14 protein-coding genes and 1 tRNA gene are annotated in these 18111 nt (G+C 71.0%); 5 read left to right on the forward strand and 10 right to left on the reverse strand.

What is annotated here, in order from left to right:
* Positions 1-83: 83 nt before the first annotated feature.
* The 3 genes from OG933_RS15795 to OG933_RS15805 all read right to left on the reverse strand — a co-directional run bounded on the left by OG933_RS15795 (position 84) and on the right by OG933_RS15805 (position 5254).
* The gene (locus tag OG933_RS15795; protein ID WP_362530320.1) at positions 84-1946 is read right to left on the reverse strand and encodes a tetratricopeptide repeat protein; all 1863 of its coding nucleotides are present in this window, start codon (positions 1944-1946) and stop codon (positions 84-86) included.
* A 206-nt stretch (positions 1947-2152) separates the two neighbouring features.
* Positions 2153-2226: transfer RNA gene (locus OG933_RS15800), tRNA-Met, on the reverse strand.
* 40 nt (positions 2227-2266) lie between these two features.
* Positions 2267-5254, reverse strand: coding sequence for a UPF0182 family protein (locus tag OG933_RS15805; protein WP_362530401.1), 2988 nt, complete (start codon positions 5252-5254; stop codon positions 2267-2269).
* Between the two features lie 164 nt (positions 5255-5418).
* Between OG933_RS15805 and OG933_RS15810 the strand changes: the two genes are divergently transcribed.
* Positions 5419-5961, forward strand: coding sequence for a PPA1309 family protein (locus OG933_RS15810; protein ID WP_028807002.1), 543 nt, complete (start codon positions 5419-5421; stop codon positions 5959-5961).
* A gap of 9 nt (positions 5962-5970) precedes the next feature.
* Here OG933_RS15810 and OG933_RS15815 read toward each other — a convergent pair whose 3' ends face one another.
* The 3 genes from OG933_RS15815 to OG933_RS15825 form a co-directional block, all read right to left on the reverse strand.
* Positions 5971-7062 carry a PDZ domain-containing protein gene (locus OG933_RS15815; RefSeq protein ID WP_362530323.1) on the reverse strand — a complete coding sequence of 364 codons (1092 nt, stop codon included), beginning with the start codon at positions 7060-7062 and terminating at the stop codon, positions 5971-5973.
* A gap of 326 nt (positions 7063-7388) precedes the next feature.
* Positions 7389-7850, reverse strand: coding sequence for a molybdenum cofactor biosynthesis protein MoaE (locus tag OG933_RS15820; RefSeq protein ID WP_230194712.1), 462 nt, complete (start codon positions 7848-7850; stop codon positions 7389-7391).
* A gap of 144 nt (positions 7851-7994) precedes the next feature.
* Positions 7995-9104 carry an SDR family oxidoreductase gene (locus OG933_RS15825; protein WP_362530328.1) on the reverse strand — a complete coding sequence of 370 codons (1110 nt, stop codon included), beginning with the start codon at positions 9102-9104 and terminating at the stop codon, positions 7995-7997.
* Between the two features lie 192 nt (positions 9105-9296).
* Between OG933_RS15825 and OG933_RS15830 the strand changes: the two genes are divergently transcribed.
* Together OG933_RS15830 and OG933_RS15835 are read left to right on the forward strand one after the other, a co-directional pair.
* The gene (locus OG933_RS15830; protein WP_362530330.1) at positions 9297-10748 is read left to right on the forward strand and encodes a zinc-dependent metalloprotease; all 1452 of its coding nucleotides are present in this window, start codon (positions 9297-9299) and stop codon (positions 10746-10748) included.
* The gene (locus tag OG933_RS15835; RefSeq protein ID WP_405627556.1) at positions 10745-11260 is read left to right on the forward strand and encodes an NUDIX hydrolase; all 516 of its coding nucleotides are present in this window, start codon (positions 10745-10747) and stop codon (positions 11258-11260) included. The genes OG933_RS15830 and OG933_RS15835 overlap by 4 nt, the downstream gene beginning before the upstream one ends.
* Positions 11261-11379: 119 nt before the next feature.
* Here the strand turns inward: OG933_RS15835 and OG933_RS15840 are convergent, their stop codons facing one another.
* The 4 genes from OG933_RS15840 to OG933_RS15855 all read right to left on the reverse strand — a co-directional run bounded on the left by OG933_RS15840 (position 11380) and on the right by OG933_RS15855 (position 15273).
* The gene (locus OG933_RS15840; RefSeq protein ID WP_362530335.1) at positions 11380-12135 is read right to left on the reverse strand and encodes an AIM24 family protein; all 756 of its coding nucleotides are present in this window, start codon (positions 12133-12135) and stop codon (positions 11380-11382) included.
* An 18-nt stretch (positions 12136-12153) separates the two neighbouring features.
* The gene (locus OG933_RS15845) at positions 12154-12834 is read right to left on the reverse strand and encodes an AIM24 family protein (RefSeq protein WP_020130800.1); all 681 of its coding nucleotides are present in this window, start codon (positions 12832-12834) and stop codon (positions 12154-12156) included.
* A gap of 11 nt (positions 12835-12845) precedes the next feature.
* The gene (locus OG933_RS15850) at positions 12846-14531 is read right to left on the reverse strand and encodes a TerD family protein (protein ID WP_405627558.1); all 1686 of its coding nucleotides are present in this window, start codon (positions 14529-14531) and stop codon (positions 12846-12848) included.
* Between the two features lie 142 nt (positions 14532-14673).
* Entirely contained in the window at positions 14674-15273 is a 600-nt protein-coding gene (locus tag OG933_RS15855) for a M48 family metallopeptidase (protein WP_405627560.1), read from the reverse strand.
* 248 nt (positions 15274-15521) lie between these two features.
* On the opposite strand from OG933_RS15855, the gene OG933_RS15860 reads away from it, so the two are divergent.
* On the forward strand, positions 15522-16733 hold the full coding sequence (locus OG933_RS15860) for a TOMM precursor leader peptide-binding protein (protein WP_405627562.1): 1212 nt from the start codon (positions 15522-15524) through the stop codon (positions 16731-16733).
* The gene (locus tag OG933_RS15865; RefSeq protein WP_405627563.1) at positions 16726-18105 is read left to right on the forward strand and encodes an ABC1 kinase family protein; all 1380 of its coding nucleotides are present in this window, start codon (positions 16726-16728) and stop codon (positions 18103-18105) included. The genes OG933_RS15860 and OG933_RS15865 overlap by 8 nt, the downstream gene beginning before the upstream one ends.
* Positions 18106-18111: the final 6 nt, after the last annotated feature.

Genomic DNA, 18111 nt, shown 5'->3' on the forward strand with positions numbered 1-18111 from the left:
GACGGGAAGGGGCGGCGGGGGCGAAATCCAGCCGTACGGGCCGCAGCCCGGCTCCACGACCCCGCCCCAGAACAGGGACGCCGTCAGGCAGACAGCTCTTCCCGCAACGCGTCCCGCAACCGAGCCGCCCGCTCGGCCACCTCCCCCGGCCCCAGCGACACCGCCCGGTCCGCCCACCGCTGCCCCTCGGCCAGCTCCCCGCGACGCGCGTAGACCAGGGCGAGCCGCAACGCCGCCCGCCCGTGCCCGGCATCGGCCGCCCGCGTCCACCACACAGCCGCCTCGGGCTCGCTGCCCTCTCGCGCGAGCAGCAGTCCGAGGTTGAACGCACCGTTGCGCGACCCGGCCTCCGCGGCCGTCCGGTACCACCGTGCCGCCTCCACCACGTCCCCGCGCGCGGCGGCCAGCATCCCGACCCGGACCTGCGCCCGCCGGTGCCCCTGGGTCGCGGCCCGCTCGTACCACTCCTCGCACTCGGTCTTCTCGTGCACGGTCTCCCCGAGCTCGTGCGCGGGCTGCGGCGGCCGCCGCGCGTCGAGCACGGCCGCCAGCCGGTACGCCGCCTCCGCGCTCCCGCCGCCGGCCGCGCACCGCAGATGCCGCTCGGCCTCCTGCTCGTCCCCGTCGCGCAGGCGCGCGATCCCGACCTGGAGCGCCGCCTCGGTGTGCCCGGCGGCGGCCGCCCGCTCGTACCAGCGCAGCGCGACGGCCTCCTCGCCCCGCCCCGCGAACAGGATCCCGAGGTTGAACGCGGCGTCGACGCTGCCCGCCTCCGCCGCCTTGGAGAACCAGGGCTCGGCCCCGGCCGTGTCGCCGCCCTGGAGCAGCAGGATGGCCAGCGCGTTGGCCGCCTCCCGGTGCCCGGCGTAGGCGGCGCGCCGGTACCACTGCTCGGCCTGCACGGTGCGGCCCTGCTCGGCGCAGAGCAGCGCGAGGTTGTAGGCGCCGTTGTCGTCCCCGGCGTCCATCGCGGCCCGGTACCAGCGCTCGGCGGTCTGGGTCTGTCCCCGCTCGGCGTGCAGCGCACCCAGCGCGTTCGCCGCGTTGCCGTCGCCCTCCTGCGCGGCCCGCAGCCACCAGACGGCCGCGCTCTCGGTGTCGCCGGCATCGCGCAGCAGGAACCCGAGCGCGCAGGCGGCCCGTGCCTCGCCGTCCTTGGCGGACGTCAGGTACCAGCGTCCGGCCTCCTTCAGGTCGCCGCGCCGCTCCAGGATCGTCCCGAGGTGCAGGGCGGCCCGCCGGTGTCCGCGCGCGGCGGCCTGGCGGTACCACTGCTCGGCCTCCGCCCGCACGATGACACCGTTGTCATGCTCGCACCCGTCCGCGTCGCCGTCCGTGCGGGAGCCCCTGCACTCCTGGTGGTCGAGGGCTCGGGCCAGCCGGTACGCCGCCTCCCGGTGCCCCCGCTCGGCGGCGGCTCGCATCCACTGCTCGGCCCCGGGGTCCCCACGGTGCTCCAGCAGGTCGGCGAGGGCGTACGCGCCCAGCGCGTGTCCCTGCTCGGCGGACTGGCGCAGCCAGTACTCGGCGGCCGGCTCGTCGCCGCACTCGCGGCGGTGGCGGCCCAGGGCGTGCGCGGCGGCGGCGGAGCCGGCGACGGCGGCGACCCGCCACCATCCGGCGGCCTCGTCGGGGTAACCGCGCTGGTGGAGAAGGACGCCCAGGTTGTTGGCGGCGGCCCGGTCGCCCTCCGCGGTGGCGGCACGCAGATGGGGCTCGGCTCCGTCGAGGTCACCGCGGCGCAGCAACATGGCCCCGAGGACGCTGACGGCCTCGACATCGCCGGCTTGCGCCGCGAGCCGCAGGCTCATCTCCTCGACGGCCTCCCCCGTCTCGACGGCGTCCGCCGTCTCGTCCCGGCTCTCGTCCGGGGTCGCTTCCTCACCGGAAGGCTGCACAAACCGCCCTGTCTCGAACAGAGTTGCCTTGTCCCCCATAACGTCCATCGTCGCACCACCCGCAACCCGGGTACACCTGGTATACCGCGGCCCGTAAGGTCACTTCAGCGTTTTGTCGACATGCCCACAGAGAGACAAGTCAAACACAGATCGCTCAACTCCCCACAGCGGCGCGGCCACCAGTCCCCCCGGCACATGCGTTCGCACACCACGAAGGCCCGGATCCTTTTCAGGATCCGGGCCTTCGTATTCAGTAGCGGGGACAGGATTTGAACCTGCGACCTCTGGGTTATGAGCCCAGCGAGCTACCGAGCTGCTCCACCCCGCGTCGTGTTCCACAACCGTATCACGACGCGGGGTGGGCAAGATCAGCCGCTGCTGGGACTGGGACTCGGACTCGGACTGCTACCGGTACTTCCTCCGGAGCTGCTGCCGGAGCCACCGCTCGGACTCGCCGAACTCGTCGGGCTCGGACTGCTGCTCGCCTTGGCGCCCTTGTCGGCCTCGGCCTGCGCGTCCTCGGCCCGCTTCAGCGCGTCCTCGAGATCCTTCTGCGCCTTGGCGTACGCGTCCCAGTCGGGCTTCTTCAGAGCCTCCTGGCCGGCCGTGAACGCCTCCTGGGCGTCGGCCAACGCCTCCCGGACCGTCGGGTTGGTGGACGTCGGTGGTGTGGTCGTACCGCCGCCCTCGTCCGCCGGTGGCGGGGTCGCGCCCTCCGCGCCGAAGACCTTGTTGAGGGCCTCGTCGAGGGTGTCCTCGAAGGCGGTGTTGCCTCCGTAGGTCACCAACACCTTCTTCAGGAGCGGGTACTTGAGTCCGCCACCACGCACATAGACGGGCTCCACGTACAGCAGACCGCCGTCGAGCGGCACCGTCAGCAGGTTGCCGTACTCGATGTCGGAGTCCCCGCCCTTCAGGAGCCGGATGGACTCGGCGATGTCCTGTTCGGAGTTGAACTGGCTCTGCACCTGTTTGGGTCCGTCGACGGTCGTACTGGTCGGCAGTTTCAGAACTCTGATCTTGCCGTAGTCGGGAGTTCCCGCCTCGGAGTCGACCGCCATGAACGCACTGAGGTTGTCCCGGCCGTTGGGCGTGAACGTCGTCGTCAGCGAGAACGCCTGCGCCTTCTGGTCCGGCATCTTCATGCTCAGGTAGTACGGCGGGACCGCGTCACCCGACTTGTTGGACGGGTCGTCCGGCACCTGCCACACCTCGCTGCCGCTGAGGAACGTCGTCGCGTCCTTCACGTGGTAGCGGGTGAGCAGCTCACGCTGGACCTTGAACAGGTCCTGCGGGTACCGGAGATGGGCCATCAGGTCGGCCGAGATGGACGACTTGGACTTCACCGTGCCGGGGAACGCCTTCATCCAGGTCTTCAGGACCGGGTCCTTGGTGTCCCACTGGTAGAGCTTGACCTCGCCGGTGTACGCGTCGACGGTCGCCTTCACCGAGTTGCGGATGTAGTTGACCTGGTTCTGCTGGGCCACCACCGCGCGGTTGTCGTTGGTCGCGGTCAGCGAGTCGGCCGTGGTGTCGCCGAGGGTCGTACGGGAGGCGTACGGGTAGCCGTTCGTCGTCGTGTACGCGTCGACGATCCACTGGATCTTGTGGTTGACCACGGCCGGGTAGGCGTCGCCGTCGATGGTCAGCCACGGGGCGACCGCCTCGACGCGCTCCTTGGGCGTGCGGTTGTACAGGATCCGCGAACCCTCGCCGATGGCGCCGGAGTACAGGATCTGCGGTTCACCGAACGACACCGCGTACGCGGCCCGGTTGATCGGGTTGGAGAGGTTGACCCCGCTCTTGCCGGTGTAGCTGGTGGTCTTCTCACCGGCGTCGTCGGAGTAGTCGATCTCCTTCTGGGGACCGCCGACGATCGAGTACGCGGTCGTCTTCTCGCCGTAGTAGATCCGCTGCTGGTACGTGCCCAGGTCGCCCTCGGAGGGCAGGTTGGACTCGGTGAAGAGCGGGCGGCCCTCGGCGTCGGAAGTGGTGCCCTTGGCGGCGACCACGCCGTAACCGTGGGTGTAGCGGAAGTGGTTGTTGATCCAGTTCTGCTTGTCGACGCCCGCGAGGTTCAGCTCGCGCAGACCGATGACGGTGTCCTGGTCGGCGCCGTTCACGTTGTAGCGGTCCACGTCCAGGTTGGTCGGGAACGCGTAGTACTTCCGCATCTGCTGGAGCTGCTGGTACGTCGGGGAGACGATGTTCGGGTCCAGGACGCGGATGCTCGCCGTGGCGTCGACGTCGTCGCGCAGCGTCGTCTTGTCCTTGGTGGTGCTCGTACCCGAGTACTCGGTGACCTGCGCGCCGTCGATGCCGTACGCCTCACGTGTCGCCTTGAGGTTCTTCTCGACGTACGGGGCTTCCTTGGCCTGCTCGTTCGGCTGGACCTGGAACTTCTGGACGATCGCCGGGTACAGCCCGCCGATGAGGATCGCCGAGAGCACCATCAGGCCGAAGCCGATCACCGGCAGCTGCCAGGTGCGCCGCCACAGGGTGGCGAAGAACAGCAGGGCGCAGATGACGGCGATGCAGAACAGGATCGTCTTGGCCGGCAGATAGGCGTTGGCGTCGACGTACCGCAGGCCCGTCCAGTTGTCCGTCGCCTTGAAGTCGCTGGACTTCACGGCCAGGCCGTAACGGTCCAGCCAGTAGGCGACCGCCTTCAGCGTGACGAAGATGCCCAGCAGCACCGACAGATGGCCGGTGGCCGCGGCGGTGGCGCGCGCGCCCGGGCTGGTGACGCGCAGCCCGCCGTACAGGTAGTGGGTGAGCGCGGCGGCGATCAGCGACAGGATCGTGGCGGCGAAGCCGAAGCCGAGCAGGAACCGGTACCAGGGCAGGTCGAACGCGAAGAACGACACGTCGAGGTGGAACTGCGGGTCCTTCTGGTGGAAGGGCACGCCGTTGACCCACATCAGCCAGGTCCGCCACTGACCCGCCGCCGAGGCGCCCGCGATCAGACCGACCAGGGCGGTGATGCCGAGCAGCAGCCATGTCTTGTACGGGGCGATGCCCATGCGGTAGCGGTCGAGGCTCTGCTGCTCCACCGACATCGCGCTGAGCGGCGGCCGCAGCCGGTGCGCCAGCCAGATGTTGAAGCCGACCGCGAGGGCCATCAGCAGGCCGAAGACGAAGAACAGCCCGATCTTGGTCCACAACGTGGTCGTGAAGACCGACGAGTAGTTCACCGAGCGGTACCAGAGCCAGTCCGTCCAGAAGCCCGCGAACATCGTGAACGCCATGCCGATCACGGCTAGGACGCCCAGTGTCATGAGCAGGGTCCGGACGCGCCGGGACGGGCGGCCCACTCTGATCCGCGGCCCCGTGGGGCCTCCGCCGCGGTCCGGCATCTGGAAAGCCAAGGTGCGCACCTCGAAAGTCGCAGTTGATCCATCAGGCCCGCGTGTTCGTGGACCGTTCGCGGCCCCCGGTGATCGGGGGCCCACACCTATGCAACTTACTCACCGTTTACTCGGTTCCCGATTCCACCCCTGAACGAGGCAGGATTGTGACCATGTCCAACACTCCCATGGCGGCGAGCCCGCTCACCCGGGCCGTACTCGAGATCGACGAGTACGCCTCCGGCCTCGGCTGGGACCAGCCCGCCCGCCTTTTCGCCCTCGTAGACACCGCTCGGCTGCGAACTCAGGAACCGTCGCTCGCCGCCCAGCTCGGCCTTCAGGACGAGTCCGAGACCACCGGTCTCACCCCGATCGAGCAGGACGAAGTGCCAACGGACAAGCCGCTCGACGAGTTCCTCGCCACGATCGCCTGGCCCGACGCGGTGGTCGGCTGCGCCCTCACCGTGGAGCGTCTGATGCTGCCCCCGTCCGCCGAGGCTCAGGTCCCGCAGGGCCTGAGCGACAAGAAGCTCGCGAAGTGGGTCGCGGAGCATCCCGACCGTCAGGAGGTCCGGATCACGGTCGGCGTCCTGCGTGACGGCACCCGCGACTCGGCCCTCCGGCTGCGCGAGAAGGACGCCCCGACGGAGGTCCTCACCGGGGCGGGTCTGGTGCCGGGCCTCGCCGAGGCGTTGTCGGTGACGTTCGCGGAGTAGCCCTTCCGGCTACTTCCCGCACTTCGGCAGGTCCGCGGTGTCGCCGCCGCGGATGTCCTTGAGGGCGTCGAGGGCGTCGTCGATGGTCTTCACCTTGACGAGCCTGAGCCCCGAGGGGGTGTCCTTGGCGGCGGCCGCGCAGTTCTCCGCGGGGGTCAGGAAGTACTGGGCGCCCTGACTGCGCGCGCCGACCGTCTTCATCTCGATGCCGCCGATCGGCCCGACCTTGCCGGCGTCGTCGATGGTGCCGGTGCCGGCGACGAACTCGCCGCCGGTCAGGCTGCCCGGGGTGAGCTTGTCGTAGATGCCGAGCGCGAACATCAGACCGGCGCTCGGCCCGCCGACGTCGGCGAGCTTGATGTCGATGGTGAACGGGAAGGTGTGGTCGGTCCCGGCCGAGATCCCGACGATGGCCCGCTTCTCGCCGCTGTCGTCGGAGGTCGCGGTCGTGATGGTGACGTCCTGGGTCTTGGTCGCCGTCTTGTTCGCCTTCTCGGCGGCCGCCTGGTCCTTCGCCGGGACGATGCGGAAGACGACCTTCTCCCCCGCCTTGTGCTTGGTCACCAGCTTCGCGACGTCGCCCGGCTCCTTCACCGCGGTGCCGTCCACGGCCTTGATCACGTCACCGGCGTGCAGCCGGCCCTCCGCCGGGGAGCCCTTCACCACCGTCGAGACGATCACCCAGGACGTCACCGGGATGTCCAGCTCCTTCAGGGCGGCGACCTTGGCGCTCTCCTGGGACTGGCTGAACTCCTCGGCGTTCTCCTGGGTGGACTGCTCCTCGGTCTTGCCGTCCGGGTACAGCGTGTCGTGCGGCACGACCTTGTTGTCGTGCGCGAGCCATCCGTAGACGGCCTCGACCAGGTTCATCCGGTAGTCGGCGCTGGTGACCCGCACGGTGGTCATGTTCAGGTGACCGCTGGTCGTGTAGGTCTTGCGCCCGGAGATCTGGAGCACCGGCTCGCCGCCGTGATCGCCCAGGGTGTTCACCGTCGGCCCGGGGGACATCTCCGCGTACGGCACGGGGATGAGTACGCCCGCACACAGGAGCGCGATCAGCATCAGGGTGGAGGCGAGCATCGTCGCGGTGCGGCGTGGCATGTCTCGACACTACGGGACGCTTCTGTCAGCGCACCGTCAGGGCTGCCACCCGGGTCACGTACGCGAGTGGGGCTTCTCCATGGCCGCCCGGAAGCGGGCGTATCCGTCCAGCTCAGGGCCGTCGCTGCGGGCCTTCCGGGTCCGGTTGGCCCAAGTGCCCCACAGACCGGCGCCGATAGCGGCGACAAGCGGAATCAGCAACCAGACGAGCGCCGCCATGCCGACCTCCCAACCCCTATGAGCCACCACAACTGACTGATCAGCAGATTAACCATCCGCACCGACAACGCTCACGGCAGGGGTCCGGTTACGCAACCGGAAGGGATTCAGCAGGCGCCGACCCATTCGTCGGTACCGTCCGAGAACTTCTGGTGCTTCCAGATGGGCACTTCGTGCTTGAGATCGTCGATCAGCTTCCGGCAGGCCTCGAAGGCCTCGCCGCGGTGCGGACACGAGACGGCGACCACGACGGCGAGATCACCGACCCCGAGGTCGCCGACCCGGTGCACCGCGGCCAGCGCCCGCACCGGGTACTCGGCGACGACCTTCTCCGCGATCCGCCGCATCTCCGCCTCCGCGCCGGGATGGCAGGAGTACCCGAGGGCGTCGACGTCGGCGCCGCCGTCGTGGTTGCGCACCGTGCCCACGAACAGCGCGATCCCGCCCGCCGCGTCGTCCCCGACGGCCTTGAAGACTTCGTCCAGGGAGAGCGCGGTGTCACGAACGGCGATCAGCTTGATGGGGTCCTGCGCTGCCCGCTCGCCGGGATGGTCGTCGATGGCTGCCATACCCCCATCGTGCCGCACCCCGGGAAGCAGGCGAAATAGCGTGATCACCCGGCACGCACGCGTGCCCCTTTGGAGCGACCTCCAAAGTCAGCCCGTCCGAGGAAGGGGCCGCGGGGGTGAAAAGCGCCCCGCGCGCCCCCACGCTCACCGCCGCCGGGCCTTCCGGGCCCGCCGCACCACGGCCGCCGCACCCAGCAGAGCGACCGTCGCGCCCGCCGCGCCCGCCGCGGTGGCGTCCTTGCGCCCGAGCCGCCGGCCGACGACGGTGTGCCGCCCGGCCACCTCCTCCAGCAGCTGCGCGAGGACCTCCTCATTGGTCCACCGCGGCCGCCACCCCGCGTCGTGCAGCCGGCTTCCGCTCACCACCCAGGGGTACATCGTGTAGGCCAGGTCCCCGGCGGGGGACGGCGTCAGCCCGATCCGGTGCAGCCGGGCGGCGGCGCCCAGCGCGACCGCCGACGGCAGCTCCATGCGCCGGATCCCGCTGAGCTCCTCGACCTCCTCCTGCTCCAGCCATCCGTCGCAGCCGACGGCCAGCTCGCCGTCGACCTTCTCCAGGACGGCGTGCTCCAGGGCGCTCACCAGGTCCTCGACATGGCAGAACTGCCAGGCCGGCCGCGATCCGGCGACGACCAGCAGCCGCGGCGACTCGAAGTACCGCGTCAGCGCGGTGTCCGTACCGCCGACCAGCACCGCGGGCCGCACCACGGTGACGTTGAGCCCCGGATGCGCCCGGGGCGCGCGCCGGGCCAGCCGTTCGATTTCCAGGAGGTCCCCGACGCCGGTCGCCTCCGCCGTGGCCCGCAGCTCCGCGTCCTCCGAGAGCGGCAGCTCGTTGTCCTCGAGCGCGCCGTAGACCATCGCGGACGTGCACAGCACCACCCGGTGCACCCCGGCCGCCGCGGCGGCCGTCAGCACGGTCTGCGTGCCCCGCACGTTGTAGGCCGTCCGGGCGGCGGCGTCACTCCCCAGGTCGAGGTCGAGCGCGAGGTGGACCACGACGTCAGCGCCGCGCAGCTTGTCGGCGATCGCCGGGTCACGGACGTCGAGGATGTGCCAGGTCGCCGCGTCGCACTCGCCGCGCCGCTCGTCGATGGCGACGACCTGCTTGACCTCCTCCGACGCGGCGAGCCGCTCGGTCAGCAGCGCGCCGATCCCGGTCGCGGCGCCGGTCACGGCCACGACGGGCCCGCGCGCGCCGGCCGGGGTTGAGTGGTTTCGCGCTGCGCGAACCTGCGGATCTGGGGAACTCACCAGGTGTCTCCAGCGGTTGTCTTGGCATACGGGCGCGAGTGAAGCGTACGTACCAGGTGGCATCCATCCTGCCGCAGGCCAGGAGTCGGCGAAGCACCGAGGCCCGATCGAGCCGGGGTGTCTACGCTGGGTGGTGTTGCAGGGCAGTCGCCGCCGGCCGAGAACCGGTGGCCTTACCAGCCGAGGAACCCCGTGAGTGACACCCCATTCGGATTCGGCCTTCCGCCGGAGGAGCCGGAAGACGGCGACGAGGGCAAGAAGAAGGACCCGCAGAGCGGCGGTGGTCAGGGACCGGCCAACCCGTTCGGTTTCGGCGGGCTGCCCGGCGCCGGAGGCTTTGGCGCCCCCGGTGCGGACAACCCGCTCGCCGCGATGTTCGGTTCACTGAACCCCAACGACCTGGGCGCCGCCTTCCAGCAGCTGGGCCAGATGCTCTCCTACGAGGGCGGCCCGGTGAACTGGGACATGGCCAAGCAGATCGCCCGCCAGACGGTTGCCCAGGGCACCGCCGACGGCGTGAAGGACGCCAGCGTCGGCCCCTCCGAGCGCACCGCCGTCCAGGACGCCGTCCGTCTGGCCGACCTCTGGCTGGACGACTCGACATCCCTGCCGTCCGGCGCGGGCACGGCCGTGGCGTGGTCCCGCGCGGAGTGGGTCGAGGCGACCCTGCCCGCGTGGAAGGAGCTCGTCGACCCGGTCGCCGAGCGCGTCGGCGCGGCCATGGGCGATGTCCTGCCGGAGGAGATGCAGGCCATGGCCGGCCCGCTGATCGGCATGATGCGCTCGATGGGCGGCGCGATGTTCGGCTCGCAGATCGGCCAGGCCGTGGGCATGCTCGCGGGCGAGGTCGTCGGCTCGACCGACATCGGCCTGCCCCTCGGCCCGGCCGGGCGTGCCGCGCTGCTGCCGGTCAACATCGAGGCGTTCGGCAAGGACCTCGGTGTGACGAAGGACGAGGTGCGGCTCTACCTCGCGCTGCGCGAGGCGGCCCACCAGCGTCTGTTCGCGCATGTGCCGTGGCTGCGCTCGCACCTGTTCGGCGCCGTCGAGGGCTACGCGCGCGGGATCAAGGTCGACACGGCCAAGCTGGAGGACGTGGTCGGTCAGTTCGACCCGCAGAATCCGGAGCAGTTGCAGGACGCGCTCCAGCAGGGCATGTTCCAGCCGGAGGACACCCCGGCGCAGAAGGCCGCCCTGGCCCGTCTGGAGACGGCCCTGGCGCTCGTGGAGGGCTGGGTGGACGCGGTGGTGCACGCGGCCGCGAAACCCCGTCTGTCGTCCGCGGACGCCCTGCGCGAGACGCTGCGCCGACGTCGCGCGTCGGGCGGTCCGGCGGAGCAGACGTTCGCGACGCTGATCGGCCTGGAGCTGCGTCCGCGCCGCCTGCGTGACGCCTCCCGCCTGTGGGCGTCCCTCACCGACGCGCGCGGGGTCGACGGCCGTGACGCCCTGTGGGCCCACCCGGACATGCTGCCCACGGCGTCCGACCTGGACGACCCCGACGGCTTCGTGCACCGCGAGCAGCTGGACTTCTCCGAGCTGGACAAGATGCTCGGCGAGGCGGCGAGCGGCGGCTCCGGCGACAGGCCGAACCTGAAGAAGGACGACCCCGGGACCGACTCCAAGGACGACGACACCGAGTGAGCCTGTACGACGACGCGGTCCTCGTCCTGAAGGGGTACGAGGGCCAGGAAGAGCTGCGCCAGGCCTATCTGGACCACCTCGGGGCGCACCCGGACGGCATGTGGAAGGCCTGCGGGGACGGCCATGTCACGGCGAGTGCGCTGGTGATCGACCCGGAGCGCGGCCGGGTGCTGCTGACCCTGCACAAGAAGCTGCGGATGTGGCTCCAGATGGGCGGCCACTGCGAGCCGGCCGACGAGACCGTGCGGGCCGCCGCTCTGCGCGAGGCGACCGAGGAGTCCGGCATCGGGGGGCTGGCCCTGCTCGCCGGCGGCCCCGTGCGCCTGGACCGGCATCCCACGCCGTGCGCGTGGCACTACGACGTCCAGTACGCGGCGCTCGCTCCGGCCGGGGCCGTGGAGGCCATCAGCGACGAGTCCCTCGACCTGCGCTGGTTCGCCTACGACGAGGTCGCAGGCGTGGCCGACGAGTCGGTCGTACGCCTGCTGGAGGCGACTCGCGCGCGGCTGTGAGCCGGAAGGTGGCCGGAGGGACGGCAGTGAGCCGGAAGGTGGGTGACGGGCGGCTGTGAGCCGAAACGAGTAAGGGGCGACCTCCTGGCGGCCGCCCCTTACGTCTGCTTTCCGGACGGTCAGCTCCAGGCGTTGCCCTGGTTCTGCTGCCGTACGCCCTGCTGTCCCATGCCGTACTGGGCGGACAGCCCGGAGCCGATCTGGGCGTTCTGCGGCGGCAGCAGCTCGCTGGGCTGGACGAGCGCGTAGCCGGAGCCCATGAAGCTGAGCTCCCAGCCCTCACCGGTGTTGCCGCGCCGGCGCCACACTCCGGAGGAGTGCGTCTGGGCCTGCATCTGCACCCGCAGCCCGGTGGACCAGGCCACGATGGCATCGGCGTCGCAGTTGACGTACTTGTCGGGCGTGACCTGCATCATCAGCGGCGCGCCCGAGGTCATCAGGGCGACCTTGCCGCGGCCGGTGATGTTGAGCTGGTACTTCCCGGAGCCGGAGATGCCGTAGAGGCTGTCGACGGCGATGACCTCGTGGTGCAGCGAGGAGTCCATGGCCAGGACATAGCTGCTGTCCACGGTCAGGCCGTCCTGCTCCACGTCCATGACGTGCACGTGCTGGGCGAGGTTGGCGAGGTACACCGTGCCCTGCCCGTGGCAGCGCATCAGGTCCAGGCCCTCGCCCGTGTGCGCACGCGCGCGTCCCTGCTGGTTGTTCTGGTACTCGGCGTCGAACTCCATCAGGCCCTGGTAGGCGACCATCGTGCCCTTGCGGGCGAGGATGTCGTCGTGGCCCTCGAGGCTGACCCGGAGCATCTGCTTGTTCTGGAGACTCCAGCGCTCCTGGGTCTGCGAGTCGTTGTGCGCGAAAAGTGAGCTCTGCATGGCGTTTCTGGCTCCCCCTCAGCCCCGGACCCGGAGGCGGTCGGTGCTGTCCTCACTGGGCTGGACGACGACGATGCCCTGGCCGGAGAAGGCCATCTGGTAGGCCTCGCCGCTGCCCCGGCCGATGAGCGACTGCGCCTTGAAGCTGCGCTTGCCCTTCACCTTGAGGTTCGGCGACCAGGCGACGAGCGCGTCGGGGTCGACGTACGTCTCGTCCTCGCCGCCGCCGCAGTCGACGACGATCGGCTTGCCCCGGGAGGTCAGCGCGACCCAGCCCTGTCCGGAGATCTTGGTGTTCCACAGGCCCTGGCCGGCGAACTTCGCGAGCCCCTTGACGCGCTCGACGCCCCAGGTGAGGTGCGCGTCGAAGGCGAGCAGGTTGGTGGCGTTGACGGAGATGCCGTCGCCGTTGAGGTTGATCACGACGACGTTGGCGCCGTAGTCGGCGAGGTAGAGCAGTCCGTCGCCCGAGCACTTCATCAGGGGCGCGCCCTCGCCGGTCATCCAGTCGCGCGCGATCTGGCGCACGGCCGGCGGGTTGGGCTCGTACTGCACGAAGCCCTCGTAGGCGACCATCGAGCCCACGCGCGCGAGGAGGTCGTTCCCCGTCTGGAGGGCGACCTTCAGCATGTGGTTGCCGTGGTTCTCCATACGGGCGGTGACGGGTGCGGGGGCGTAGCCCGCGAGTGGCTGGTTCATGACGGGCTCCCTCAGACCTCGTACGGCTGGACGACGATGAAGTTGCCGGGAGCGCCCCGGAACTGGAGGTTGACGCTCTCCCCGGTGTCGCCGGGGTAGGCGTTGCGCCGCATCCGGACCTGGCTGGAGACGACCACCTGGGCGGCGGACGACCAGGCGACGACGGCGTTGCAGTCGGCGAACGTGGTGGGGGTGACCGGCAGGACGACGGGCGTGCCGTGCGTCTTGACGACGATCGTGCCGGTGCCCGTGAACTGCATGGTGAACAGGGCGCCGCCGGGGATGCCGTGCCCCTCGATGCGACGGACCTCGTACTGGAGGCTCTCGTCGAAGGCGAGGACGTTCTCCGCGGAGACGCAGATGCCGTCACCCTGGAGTTCGATGGGGTGCAGCATCGTGGAGTTCTCGGCGAGGAACACCTGTCCCTGGCCGGTGCAGCGCATCAGCTGCATCTCCTGACCGGTGGCGTTGCCGACGATCCGGCCCGCGAACCCGGCGCCCTTGTAGCTGAAGTCGACCTTGCCCTGGTAGAGGACCATGCTGCCCTGGCGGGCGAGCACGGGCTGGCCTCCCATCCCGAGGTCGACGCGGACCAACTTCCGGTTCTGCTGCGTCCAGCGCTGTCCGGTGGGCGTCTCCTTGAACTGCTGGAGCGCCGCGGCCACTCCGGCACCGCCCTGGGGCGCGCCCTGCGGTACGCCGTAGGCCTGCTGGCCCGGGACCTGCCCGAACGGCGGCTGCTGACCGTATCCGGGCGGCTGGGGCGGCTGACCGTATCCGGGCGGGGCCTGCGGGGCCTGAGGTGCCTGGGGCTGCTGGCCGTAACCGGGGGGCATGGGCGCGGTCGGCGCGGGGCCCTGACCGTACGGCTGCGGCTGGGGCGGCTGGCCGTAGGGCGCCGGGGCCGGAGCGGGAGGCGGCACGTGGCCGCCGCCGGGCGGGGCCAGGGGCGCGACGATGGTCGGCGCGGCGTGCACCGAGGGCGCGGGCGCCGGGGCGGGCGCCGGCGGGTTCGCGCCGGGCGGGGGCGCGAAGCCCTGCGCGGCGGGCTGCGGCTGCGCCGGCGCGGGCGCAGGAGCGGGCGCCGACGGTGCGCCGAAGGCGGGCGGGGCGAAGCCGGGAGTGGCGGCCCCGGCCTGCGGCTGCTGCGGCGCGGCGGGCGCCTCCTCCTCCGCGACCTCGCCGCCGAAGTTCTTCAGCAGCGCGTCCAGACCGCCGTCGAAGCCCTGTCCGACGGCGGCGAACCGCCACACGTCCTTCAGGTAGAAGTCACCCAGCATCACGGCCCGCTCGCTGGAGAACTCGGAGCCGCTGAACGCGTAGCGGGCCACTTCCTCGCCGCCCGCGACGATGCGGAGATAGCCGGGGTTGATCTGCGACATCTGCCCGGCGCCGTCGAGGGTCGCCGTGAAGGACAGCTTCTGGATCTGCGGCGGAATCCGGTCGAGGGTGATGCGGAAGGACTCCGTGTCGCCCGCCTGGGCGCCCAGGAGCTGGATGGACTCCTCGGGCGACTTCGGCTGGTTGAAGAAGATGAAGTACCGGTCGTCCGAGAGCCGCTCGTCGGCGTCGAGGCCGAAGCAGCTGATGTCGAAGGTCAGGCCGGGAGCGGTGATCTGCACGCCTACGTACAGATCGGTGCCTGCGGTGAGGTCACTGATCCTGGCCTTGTGGCCGCGCTGGAATTCCCTGGGCATGCGTAACGACCGTCCCCCATCCCGATTGTGAATGCGTCGCGTCAGGCTAACGGCAAAGTCGGACAACGCACGATGTCGGTACAGAGCCGGTACACAACCAACGTCACGTGCCGGGGGACGGGCTCACCGCGTACGCCGCAGGTCACTCCTCGTCGGCGGCGGCGGGCAGGTGGGGCAGCCGATCGGCCGCGACGACGCCCTCGAGGTAGCCACGGGCGCGCTCGGTGCGCGGGTACGCCTCCAGCAGCCGCCAGAAGTCGGGGCCGTGACCGGGCACGAGCAGATGCGCGAGCTCGTGGGCGAGGACGTAGTCGATGACGTACTCGGGCATGCCCTTCAGGCGGTGCGACAGGCGGATGCTGCCCTCGGCCGGTGTGCACGAGCCCCAGCGGGTGTTCTGGTTGGTCACCCAGCGGACCGAGGCGGGCCGGGCCCGGCCGCCGAAGCACTGGGCCGACAGCCGCGCGGCGCGCTCGGCCAACTCCGCGTCGCCCGGGACGCGCCGGCTCTCCTGGGCGGCGAGCTTGTCGAGCATGACGCTCACCCAGCGTTGCTCCTCCGCCTCGGACATCCGGGCAGGGATGAGCACGATGGTGCGATCGCCCTCGCGGTACGCGGAGACCGTCCGACGTCGACGGGCGCTTCTGCGGACCTCGATCGCGCTCGTTCGTGAGCCGCTCGGCGGCTGGCTCGTCGTGCTGCGCTGTGGTGTTCCGGCGCGGTGCAATGGGTCGGCGGACACGCCCCGACGTTACCCGCTGCACACGGGGGAAGTCCCGACTCCGGGACGGTCAGGTTCCGATCCGTCGTGCCGTGTTTGCCTCGTACGACGGATTTGTACGATGAACACCCCCGCCTGTGGACAACTTTGGGCACGCTCAAGTGGGTCCGGGCATGCTGGCACTCGTCGGCGGAGCGAGGACACCCTCACGCTCCCGCTCCGCCGAGGTGACGGGGAGTTTCCAGGCATAAGGCATAGGGGGGCCTTTGATGCATCCGATGGTGAAGCCCGCGCTGCGGCGCGGCTGGCGTGACCTCAACACGGTGCAGTTCGGGATGACACCGGCGCACGCGCTGACACTCGGCCCGGTGGACACGGCGACGGGCAGTTTCCTCGACCTGCTGGACGGCACCCGCGGGCTGGAGCTGCTGCGCGAGGAGGGCCGCCGCATGGACCTGCCCGACGGTCATGTCGACCGGCTGGTGGAGCGGCTGGCGCGGGCGGGGCTGCTCGACGACGCGCGCGGCGGCGGCCCGGAGGCGGCCGATCTGCGGGAGCGCAAAGAGGTCCTGGAGCGGCTGCGCCCCGATCTCGCCGCGCTGTCCCTCCTCACCTCGGAGCCGGGCGACGCGATCCAGCACCTGGCCGTCCGACGCCGGCTGCGGGTCCAGGTGCGGGGCGCGGGCCGGGTCGGCGTGGCGCTGGCGGCGCTGCTCTCGGGTGCGGGGGTCGGCGAGGTGGACGTGCGGGACGGCGGCCGGGTCGAGCCGGGGGACATCGCACCGGGCGGCCTGTCCGCCGAGTCGGTCGGCGAGCGTCGGGACGAGTCCGCCCGCCGCGCCGTGCGCCGGGCCGCCCCGGGCCCCGCACCCCGCAGAGGCCCGAAGTCACCGGCCGAGGCGGACACCCCCGGCTTCTCGCTCGTGATCATCGCCCCGCGGGACGACGTGTCCGTGCACGCGCCCGCTCCCTCGGCGGCGGAGCCTCTGATCGCCTCGGGCACACCGCACCTCTATGCCGGGGTCGTTGAGGGGACGGGCGTCGTCGGCCCGCTCGTGCTGCCGGGCGACACGGGCTGCGCGGGCTGTCTGCATCAGGAGCGCACCGACCGGGACCCGGCCTGGCCGCGGCTGGTCGCCCAGTGGCACTCCGGGAGAAGGCGCTCGGCGCGCGCCTGCGATGTGACGCTGGCCACGACCGTCGCCGGGCTGGCGGCCGCCCACGCGCTCACCTTCCTCGACGGCCGGACCCCGTCGAGCGCCGGCGCCCGCTGGGAGGTTTCCGTTCCCGCCCTCCAGTGGCACGCCCGTCCGGTATGGCCCCATTCGGCCTGCCCGTGCGGGGCCGCGGAGAAAGGTAAGCAGGAACACATCTCCGAGGACCGGGGAACGCACGCGACAATGGCAGTGCAGCATTCGCAGGAGTTCTGCCGTACGACGGACGCCGCGCGGCTGGCCGGTACTTGGAGGGCGCATGTCTGATCTTCCCCGGAAGGCGGTCACCCGGACCGCCAAACTCGCCGCGCTCCCGCTCGGCTTCGCCGGGCGGGCGACCTGGGGTCTGGGCAAGCGGATCGTGGGCGAGTCCGCGGAGATCGTCGGCCGCGAACTGCAGCAGCGCACCGCCGAGCAGCTGTTCAAGGTGCTCGGCGAGCTGAAGGGCGGTGCGATGAAGTTCGGGCAGGCCATGTCCGTCTTCGAGTCCGCCCTGCCCGAGGACGTCGCCGGTCCCTACCGCGCGGCCCTCACCAAGCTCCAGGACGCGGCGCCGCCGATGCCGACCCGCACGATGCACTCCGTGCTCGCGGAGCGGCTCGGCGAGAACTGGCCCGAGCTGTTCCTGGAGTTCGACGACAAGCCGGCCGCAGCGGCCTCGATCGGCCAGGTGCACCGAGCGGTGTGGCACGACGGCCGGGAGGTCGCGGTCAAGGTCCAATACCCCGGTGCGGGTGAGGCCTTGCTGTCCGATCTGAACCAACTCAGCCGTTTCGCACGCCTGTTGGGCCCCCTCATCCCGGGCATGGACGTCAAGCCATTGATCGCCGAGCTCAAGGACCGGGTCTCCGAGGAGCTCGACTACAGCCTGGAGGCACAGGCTCAGCAGGCCCACGCGGAGGAGTTCGCCGGCGATCCCGACGTGGTGATCCCGGCGGTGGTCCACCAGCGCGAGCAGGTCCTGGTCACCGAGTGGATCGACGGTGTGCCCCTGTCCGAGGTGATAACCGACGGCACCCAGGAGCAGCGCGACCGGGCCGGCCAGCTGCTGTCCCGGTTCCTCTTCTCCGGCCCGGCCCGCACCGGCCTGCTTCACGCCGACCCGCACCCCGGCAACTTCCGCCTCCTGCCGGGCGGACCGGACGGCGAGGACGACTGGCGCCTGGGCGTCCTGGACTTCGGCACGGTGGACCGGCTCCCGGGCGGTCTGCCGGACCCGATAGGAGAGTCCCTGCGCATGACCCTCGACGGTGACGCGGAGGCGGTCTACGAACTCCTGCGTACGGAGGGCTTCGTCAAGGACTCCATCGCGCTGGATCCCGACGCGGTCCTCGACTACCTCCTGCCGATCATCGAGCCGGCCCAGGTGGAGGAGTTCACGTTCAGCCGTGGCTGGATGCGCAGCCAGGCGGCCCGGATCGCCGACCCCCGCTCCCCCGCACATCAGCTGGGCAAGCAGCTCAACCTGCCGCCGGCCTATCTGCTGATACACCGGGTGACGCTCAGCACGATCGGCGTGCTGTGCCAGCTCGGCGCGACGGTGCGGCTGCGCGAGGAACTGGAGGAGTGGCTGCCCGGCTTCCTCGCGGCGGAGGTCCTGGAGGCTTTCGAGGCGGAGGAGTCGGCCGCGGAGGCGTGAGCGCCG

Source organism: Streptomyces sp. NBC_00016, from assembly GCF_045040885.1.
GTDB classification, from domain to species: domain Bacteria; phylum Actinomycetota; class Actinomycetes; order Streptomycetales; family Streptomycetaceae; genus Streptomyces; species Streptomyces coriariae.